3 protein-coding genes are annotated in these 8,337 nt (G+C 37.8%); 1 reads left to right on the top strand and 2 read right to left on the bottom strand.

Annotation, left to right across the window (positions count from 1 at the left end):
* Both DNJ75_RS13680 and DNJ75_RS13675 read right to left on the bottom strand, forming a co-directional pair.
* On the bottom strand, positions 1 to 408 hold a 408-nt coding region (locus tag DNJ75_RS13680; RefSeq protein ID WP_157968358.1), incomplete at its 3' end, for a hypothetical protein.
* 351 nt (positions 409 to 759) lie between these two features.
* A complete protein-coding gene (locus DNJ75_RS13675; RefSeq protein ID WP_117004008.1) occupies positions 760 to 2,208 on the bottom strand; it encodes a hypothetical protein in 1,449 nt (482 codons plus the stop codon).
* A gap of 162 nt (positions 2,209 to 2,370) precedes the next feature.
* On the opposite strand from DNJ75_RS13675, the gene DNJ75_RS13670 reads away from it, so the two are divergent.
* Positions 2,371 to 8,178: an RHS repeat-associated core domain-containing protein gene (locus DNJ75_RS13670; RefSeq protein ID WP_117004007.1), complete on the top strand. Its 5,808-nt coding sequence runs from the start codon at positions 2,371 to 2,373 to the stop codon at positions 8,176 to 8,178.
* Positions 8,179 to 8,337 lie beyond the last annotated feature (159 nt).

The following is an 8,337-nucleotide window of genomic DNA, read 5'->3' as shown; positions in this document are numbered from 1 at the left end:
TAAACCATTGGATATAGCATGGTGAATACCCAGTAATTGCAAGCCTGGCTTACAGCCCGTACCTTTGCCTTTATTTGTTCCTTTGAAAAGATAGTAAGGCATATAAATATCAAAACGGTTACCATTGTGATACATCACATTAGTCGCTCTGTAGTCTTTGAAAATGTAGCGCTTGCCCGTAGCATCTAACTGTGCTTTTTCATCTTTTTTAAATGAGTCACTGAGCACTTTCTCTTGGTGACTTAATACTGCGTATAAGTCGGAGAGTTTGCTTGATAGATCTTGTGCATGCTTAATACGATCTTTATCAAGCTTATTTTCCATAACGGTGTTAAGCTTAGATAGCTCTACTATCGTATTTGATATCTCACTCTGAATCGTTTCTAGGTTTTGCTCAGCTAAATTCATCCGTAACTTGCTTATGTTTAAAAGGCAGTAGGGTATTTGTACATAAAGATCGCATTCAGTTCAAGTTAAACTACAGCTGATTTACCCACAAATCGCGAATGCGCCCATTTTTGAGAATAATATTTTTTTGAAAAGAGCAAAATCTCGGCGACTAGCTCGTTGGCTGAAGGCACCCATCGGCCTCATCTTCCAAATCCCTGTCATCATTATATGATGAAATTTTTAATAATTAGTCATATGTTTAAGATACAAGGCACCCTGTAGCTTGACACCTACCGAGTACCAGACCTTACTGGTATAATTGCGGTGCTAAGTGACATCCTTGATTTATTTTTAATGGAAAGCATTTTTTTATTTGCCACTAAATGTAGCGGGTAATGGTATTTCGTAGAAATTTTTTAGCAAAGTATTGTATTGAATAATATAATTATTATTAAGTAGTAGGTTTACTATATTCGCCCCAGATTTGTATGTTAAAAACATGGATAAACACACAACATTTTTAGTAATTTCATTTTGTGGTATAAGTATATTTGTCACTTTATTAGTTTTAAGATTTAACTCTATTAAATAAGTCATATCATTAGAAATAAAATATTGATAGTCGGTATTAACCGTTCTAGGTTGTTTTGTATCTATTCCTAAAGCAACCTCTGAAGCGCCAGTATCAATTAAAATATTTGAGAAAATAGCCCCATCTTCTATGGAAGAAATCTCTATATTATTCCTACCATTATGGTAAAACGATGAAAATATACAGTAATCATTGGGGTTATATATACATTGAGAGCTGCTTAAAATATGCCCTTGAATACCTAGAGTAGTCTGAGAAGTAATTTGGGTGTTGGTTTTAATAGAAGATATAATATCATTAAGGTAATAAGGATTATTAAAAATGAATTGTTCTTTTGTAGGAGAGAGGATAAGCTGCTTTAGATTAACAGCTTTTGATTGTTCCTCAGAAGTTGACAATTTCATAGGAGATAATTGTCTGGTTACGGTATTATATTTATACAAACCTTTATTGGTGGAAACAATTAAACCGTAAGGGTCTAATTTATCACTTTGAATATCAAAAACTGTTGTTACTCCTGATTGCATAAAGGAAAAAACTGCCTGTGCACGCGCATCAAGTTTGCTGGTATTTAAAACCCATAAAGTAGTATTAAGTTTAGTAGGCTGCAATAGCGTATCTCTTGCTATAAAATATATATACGTCCCTGATACATTTTTTATTCCAGCAATATTAGTGATATGATTAAAGTTATTTCCAATATTTGCTCCTAAAGCTAATTGGTAGCTTTCTCCTTGATTTTTGGAATAATACAAACCATTAGCTGTACCAATAAACAACATACCATCTATAAATGTAATTCTATTAGGGTGGGAAACGGTTATATTATATGCGGCACTCCCGCTATATGCTGCTGGACTAAAAGTCCATTTTCTATATGCTGCAGCAAAAAGGCTTTGATCAGAGAATGATCCCTGTCCCGTCCATGCCCCATTATTATATTCATTATCTGTTGAGACAACATGAACATAATCACCAGAACTAGCAAACTCTTTTGTCGCATTAATTTTCATATCAATATTTGTGTTGAGAGTGCTGAAATTATCATTACTAAAAGAGCCACCAAAAACATTACCATTTCGACCTAACGTAGTTAAATTAATAAACCCAGCAGAGAATACTTGCGGAGCTATTGAGCTATCAATATCTAAAAAAATTTGAATTCCTGCAGATGCTGAATGATATAAAAGTGATGATATAAATAAGATATTTAGATACTTTTTCAAAAAAAACTCCTTGTTAAACATTAAAAATCACAAGAGCATTTTGCCACTTTTTTTTAAAAAAAAATAAGGTAAACCTTACGATATGCTACTAGATATAAATAAAGTTATCATTTGTCTGTAAAAGATACGGAAATACATAATATTTATAGAGTTATTACCATTATGAACCAAAAAAATAAATGCTATGAAACGCTGCTTGTTGTTATTTCATTATCAAGTCTAGTACTGTCTAATATTGCCTATGCCACATCAATTCCCGTTGTATCAAAGGGATTGATCAAGCATAGAGAACATTCACATTTTTCTACTGCTTCCGATACATCTGTAAAGCCTTTGAAGCTAGGCTCGTTACCAGGGTCGATGCTGGCGATGACATCAGGGAAGCAAAATGATTCGATGAGCTTTGGCGGTGGTGGTTTGTTTTCTGCATCGTTAAATCCTCAGACAGGCGGTCTGTCGTTATCGATGACACTGGCAAGCATACCTGCATTTGCAGGGAAGGTGAATCTGTCGATGAATTACAGTAGCAATTCATCAGGGAATCCTTTGAATCTAGGGAGAGGATGGAATTTTGCCTTACCTACCTATGCAGATAATTATCTTACGATTCCAGGACATGGTATTTTTCACGTGACACAACTGAATAATCAGATGATGTTTGAAGGTGGTAAAGCACCGCATATTTTAAGCTTTAGTCATCTAAATGGAGAGATTGCAGGACGCAATTACAATTATGTTATTAAGCTATATACAGGTGATGAATTATATCTTAAGGATTATTATATTGGTGGAGACTATGTTGCCAAGCTTATTGCCAGTGTTGACAATTTTGGTAATCAAACGCTGTATTACTATGGTGATGAGCCAAATCATGGCACACAGGAGGTATCAGGTTTATTATCACAGATTGTCAGTGCATCAGGGAATGTATTAAAGCTTTCACATGTTAAAGGTGATGGTGGTTCATCAAACACTGGAGATCTTTGCGATAATCTTAATCATTACAATCATATTGATGTGATCACATCACCTATTGCCGGCAGTGTGAATCAAAAGGTTGTGTCTTTGGTAAGTGAGGGCGGGTTATTAAGCGGGTTATGTGTACGTAATAATCTTGATGTAAATAAAGCAGGATTAAAGCAGGATTATCGACTTCATTATGATTTAGATGATCATGGGGTGAACTATATAGATCATATTGATTATCCCTCAGGCAAAAAGCTGGTGTTATCACACAGTAACAATCCGATTATGACGATGGGTGGTGAGAGTATGCCGGCATATGATAGCTTGGTATATGAGTATACGGATACATCAAATAAGGTGCATGTTTTAAAGAATGTTGAGATACATTCTGAAGCAGGACCTGATAAGCATAATTTCACGGGCTATCCTGATTACCGTTTATCCAGTGGAGAAGATAGTTTATTAAATGCCCCTGGTGGTACCAAATATTTATATGAAGTTGTGCAACAGACGAATAATGCCTTATCGTCTTTGACATATAATAACCAACATTTAATGATAGAGAAACAGGTATGTATTCGAGGTTCCTGTGATAACAGTAATAATATTATTTTAGATACCCACTATCGTTATGATGGTGAAACAGCTGGAGCAACTGAAACCCCACCGGCATTTAGCGCATTATCGATAGATACATATGATAAGCAGGCAAGCCAGAATGACACGCCAATGTGGGAAGGCAAGAAGGGTGACACGGTGACGACCCAGACCTATTACAATGCCAATGGTCAGCCGGTAGAGGTGATTTATCCAGATGGTCATATACTAAAGCAGTCTTATGATCCTAAGAATGCGGCTTTGTCATTTAAAGAAGAGATTCCAGCGCCTGGCAACAGCATTAATGCAAATGCACAGTATGTTCGTAATATTTATAAGTCTGATGCGTATGGTCATTATGATTTGTCACAGAAGCTAAGTGGGTATGAAACAACAGGTACTAATGCAAAGGAGATTGCGGTATATGAGACATCGTATCGATATGACCAATATGGTGAGGTTATCCATACGGAGAAAGCGTATGCTCCGGGATTAACAGCACAAGAGAAGTCGGATCTGCATTTAGGTGGTATGGTGCAATCGATGTCAGTGGATAACACGGTGACACAGTCACCAGACGTTAAACAATTACAAGGTCTGTTTCCAGCAGGGTCTTATCCATCGGTTTTATCTGGATTAAAGGTGAAGCTTGTCATCAGTGATGCCAGTGGTATGAGCAATAATCTAAGCAGCAGCTTAGGGAGTGTTGCACGTATTTATGATCAGGCCAGTAATCTGTTGTTATATCAGTTGTCTGATCCGATAGATGGACGATATCAGCATATTGAAGCTTATCGTTATGATGCTTTTGGTCGAATGCTCAGTCATACGTTGTCTAATGGTCAGGTTATTCAGTATCAGTATATGGTTGGAGATAATAAGAATGAAGAGATCGTGACAAATCCGGCAGGCATTAAGACGGTAGAGGTTTATGATGATTTTGGTAAGCCAGTTGTTTCTTATGTGAGTGATGGGAAGCAGACGGTTGTGTTGTCATCAAAGACATATGATTATGATGAATCTGGCAGTGGGAACATTGGTTATGGTTTAGTAACCTCCAGTGTTGATTCAAGTGGTAATGAGGCATTGGGCTTTTATAATCTGATGGGTGGACAAGTGGTATCTCAAAGACGCTTTTTTGCATCAGATGGTGCGACCACGGCATCAAGCGTTTACCATTATCAATTGACAGATCCAGTGCATGATCTGGGGATTACGTTTAGCGCTTATGGGTGTGGAAGTGGTTTATGTGTAGATAGTTATGCCGTAACGGCGAAGTCATTTACAAGCAATGAGAAATTAGCCAGTTATGTATTTGAGGCAGGAGAAGATGGAATTCCTGCAACGCTTCAGGTTATGCCTAAAGGGGTATTCTTTGATTATGAACATGATGTAGACGCTCAGAAGATTATTCCGGCGATTGATAAGGCATTAGCTGCAAAGGACTGGGTGAGCCATACAAGTTATACGTATGATGCACAGCGACATTTGATTGGCGATAGTGAGGATATTAATACTAAAGGTCAACGTTTTAGTATACATAAAAGCTATAATGCGCTAGGTCAGTTAATTGAAAGTGATAATAATGTGCCTGGCAATCCAAGTCAGGCTGTTACAGGTGATATGGATCTTAAAGCGTTTAATTATCAGTATAACCTTTCTGGTCAGGTGATTGACAAGAAGATGACCTCAGCATCTGGAAGTGCTTTGCTGGCGGATGGATATTACCGAGAACAGCATTTTGTTTATAATGGTGTTGGTCAATTACAAAGCATTACCTATAGTGGTGCAGATGCTTCTGGCAAATCGGTCAGCCAAACGGTATATTCTCATCCTGTTTATGATGCGGCAAACCATCTGATTGCACATGAACAGGCGAATGGGAATATTATTCATACTGAATATAATGCATTAGGTCAGGTGACCAGTGAATGGGTGAGTGATAGCAGGAATAATGTCATTGCGAATACTCCGGCGATTTGTAATGTTTATGATCCAAAACTTGATACGTTGACGATGGTTTATTATGATGTCAGTGGTAATACAAAGGCGATCTGTGCAGAAGATATTAAGACGGTGATGGCCAATCCATTGAGGTATAAGGCGGTGCGTTATACGGTTGACCCATTGACCTTGAATGTTACGGACTTAACATATCCTGATGGCAAGGCGTTGCATTACAGTTATTACACCAACAGTTTATCCCATCAGTTGTTATTGACAGCTCCTGCATCAGGTAAGCAAAAGCAGATTGGGACATTAAAGCAATTAACGGATATTGATGGTGATATAACGGACTACCACTACAGTGGTACGGCGAGTCGTGGATCAGGTCAGTTGTTATCGGCACAGATGATCTTGCCAGATCATAAGACGCTTCAAGGGTCGGTTTCCTATGATTATACAACGGTTATAACGGCACCGAAGGGATTTATCTGTCATGCGGGTCAGTTATGTGAGAAACACTTAGGCAATGGGGATATGGTTTATTATAATTATGCTTATAGTAAATCGACGAATCCTTATCACAATGTGAGAGAAGCATTAACGGTGGATAGCACTGGCAAAGAGGTTGGTCGGATTGATTATAGTTATGATCTTTTAGGGGAGCTGACTGAGGAGGATGTACGTGATGCATTAGGGGATGGTTATACACTTACATATGCATATGATGCGGCAGGTCGTCTTTATCAGGAGGTACGCACGCTTAAAACGGGTGCGGTTGTTACGGATACATATTTATATGATATTAATGGAAATCTGCTTAAGCATGAGACGACGAATAAGGCAGATAGAAATTATGTGTATAATGGGCTGGATCAGATGGAGATTAATGGAGGCTATCCTTATGATGCATTGGGGAATCAGACAAAGAGTATTACAGGCGCTTATTATGGCTATAATGGTTGGAACCAGTTGGTTTCTTATATGGATGCTACAGGTGTTAAGACAAGCTATGGCTATTTGCCAACGGGAGTACGTTATACTAAATCACAGTTATTGAATGGTCAGGAAACTGACTTACATTATTACTATAGCAATGGCAATCTTGTAAATACGGTATTGGGGAATCAAAGTTCACATTATTTATTAGCAGGTGGTGACCGTTTGCAGCGTTTTATTACATCTGAGGGTAATGTGCAGGCAGCAGGTGATACGGATCATTATTATCTGGCGAACTTTAAGGGAAGTGTTTATGGATCACTGGATACAAAAGGTGCATTGAATGTTTCGCACTGGTATAGTGCTTATGGAGTTGATTTGGGTGGTTTGCAGAGGAGTGCCTCTGGTGTTAAGCGTTTATCTGCAGTGGCGATGAATACTTTAACGTTGCAAACGGATCCATATGGGTATGATGGCGAGTATAAGGATAGTGAGAGTGGGAATATTTATTTATTAGCGCGTTATTATAATCCTATTACGGCGAGGTTTATTTCGGAGGATAGTTTATCGAAGTGGAACCGTTATATATTTACGGGGAGTAATCCTGTGTTTAGGACCGATCATTCTGGGCATAGTTGGCAAAATATTGCTATTTTATCTGCCATGGTATTATCGATAATAGTGTTAGATACAGTCACTGATGGTGCTTTAACAACTTTACTTGGGGATATTCCAGAAGAAACAGAAGCAGTTGAAAGTTTAACAGACAGTCTAGAAAGCACAGTATCAGATATAACAAGCAGTGGGCGTGCTGGTATTGATATGGCAAAAGGGATTACTAGGAAAAATCTTATAAAAAAGCCACTTAATTTTGCTGTTAATACTGTTGGAAATACTTCTATACAATTTGGCGCAGGCGTGATGGATACAGGAAGTATTAAAGGTGGGCTTTCTTATGCGGGGTTAGGACAAAACGGTAAAGTATTTGTCAGTAATGCACTATCAATGTTTACTTGGGCAATAATTAATTTGTTGCCAGAGTATTCTGTCGCTGAAATGGGTAATGATATGTTTAGCAGTATTATGCAAGATGAATTTTCTGAACCAAACAATCAATTTTTAAATTTTTTCCAGAGACGCCTTCCTGCTTTCATGGCTGAAGGTGTAGCAAGTTGGGGTGTAGGGAAAACAGTGAGTGTTGCATATGGTGACAAATCTTGGAATAGTTCAGATATTGTGAATTTAATCTTTTCTTTTTTTACTGGATCCATATGGGATGGTATGACAGAAGGGTTGGGAAATTATGTTTCTAATAAACCAAGATTCATTAGAAGCTTCACACAATCTTTTGGCCATACACTTTGGGGTGCTGCTGATAATCTTATTCCTCAAGCAATAACAAACAAAGTTAATGATAAACATTTTAACTTTGCCGATAATTTTAATTCTTCAGTGAGTAACTCTCAATGGTTTGGAAATTTATTTTCTATGTTTCCCAGTGAGGAAGCTGCAGATCCTAAATAATTAGCAATAAAATGGAAGGCTCTATTTGTGTTGTGGTGCGACTGGCATGGTCAGTATCTAGCGGGTGGAATTCCCGTCACGACCTTGGGAATAGGAACGTGTAGACGAAGGCAAGGGTGTCGGAAGAAACTCTCTCTTGCTCCCTCAAAGAGGATAAAC

The sequence above is a fragment of the Cysteiniphilum litorale genome (genome assembly GCF_003428165.1).
GTDB classification, from domain to species: domain Bacteria; phylum Pseudomonadota; class Gammaproteobacteria; order Francisellales; family Francisellaceae; genus Caedibacter; species Caedibacter litoralis.
Note: the sequence above shows the minus strand (reverse complement) of the source record. Positions and strands in the feature narration are given on the sequence as shown.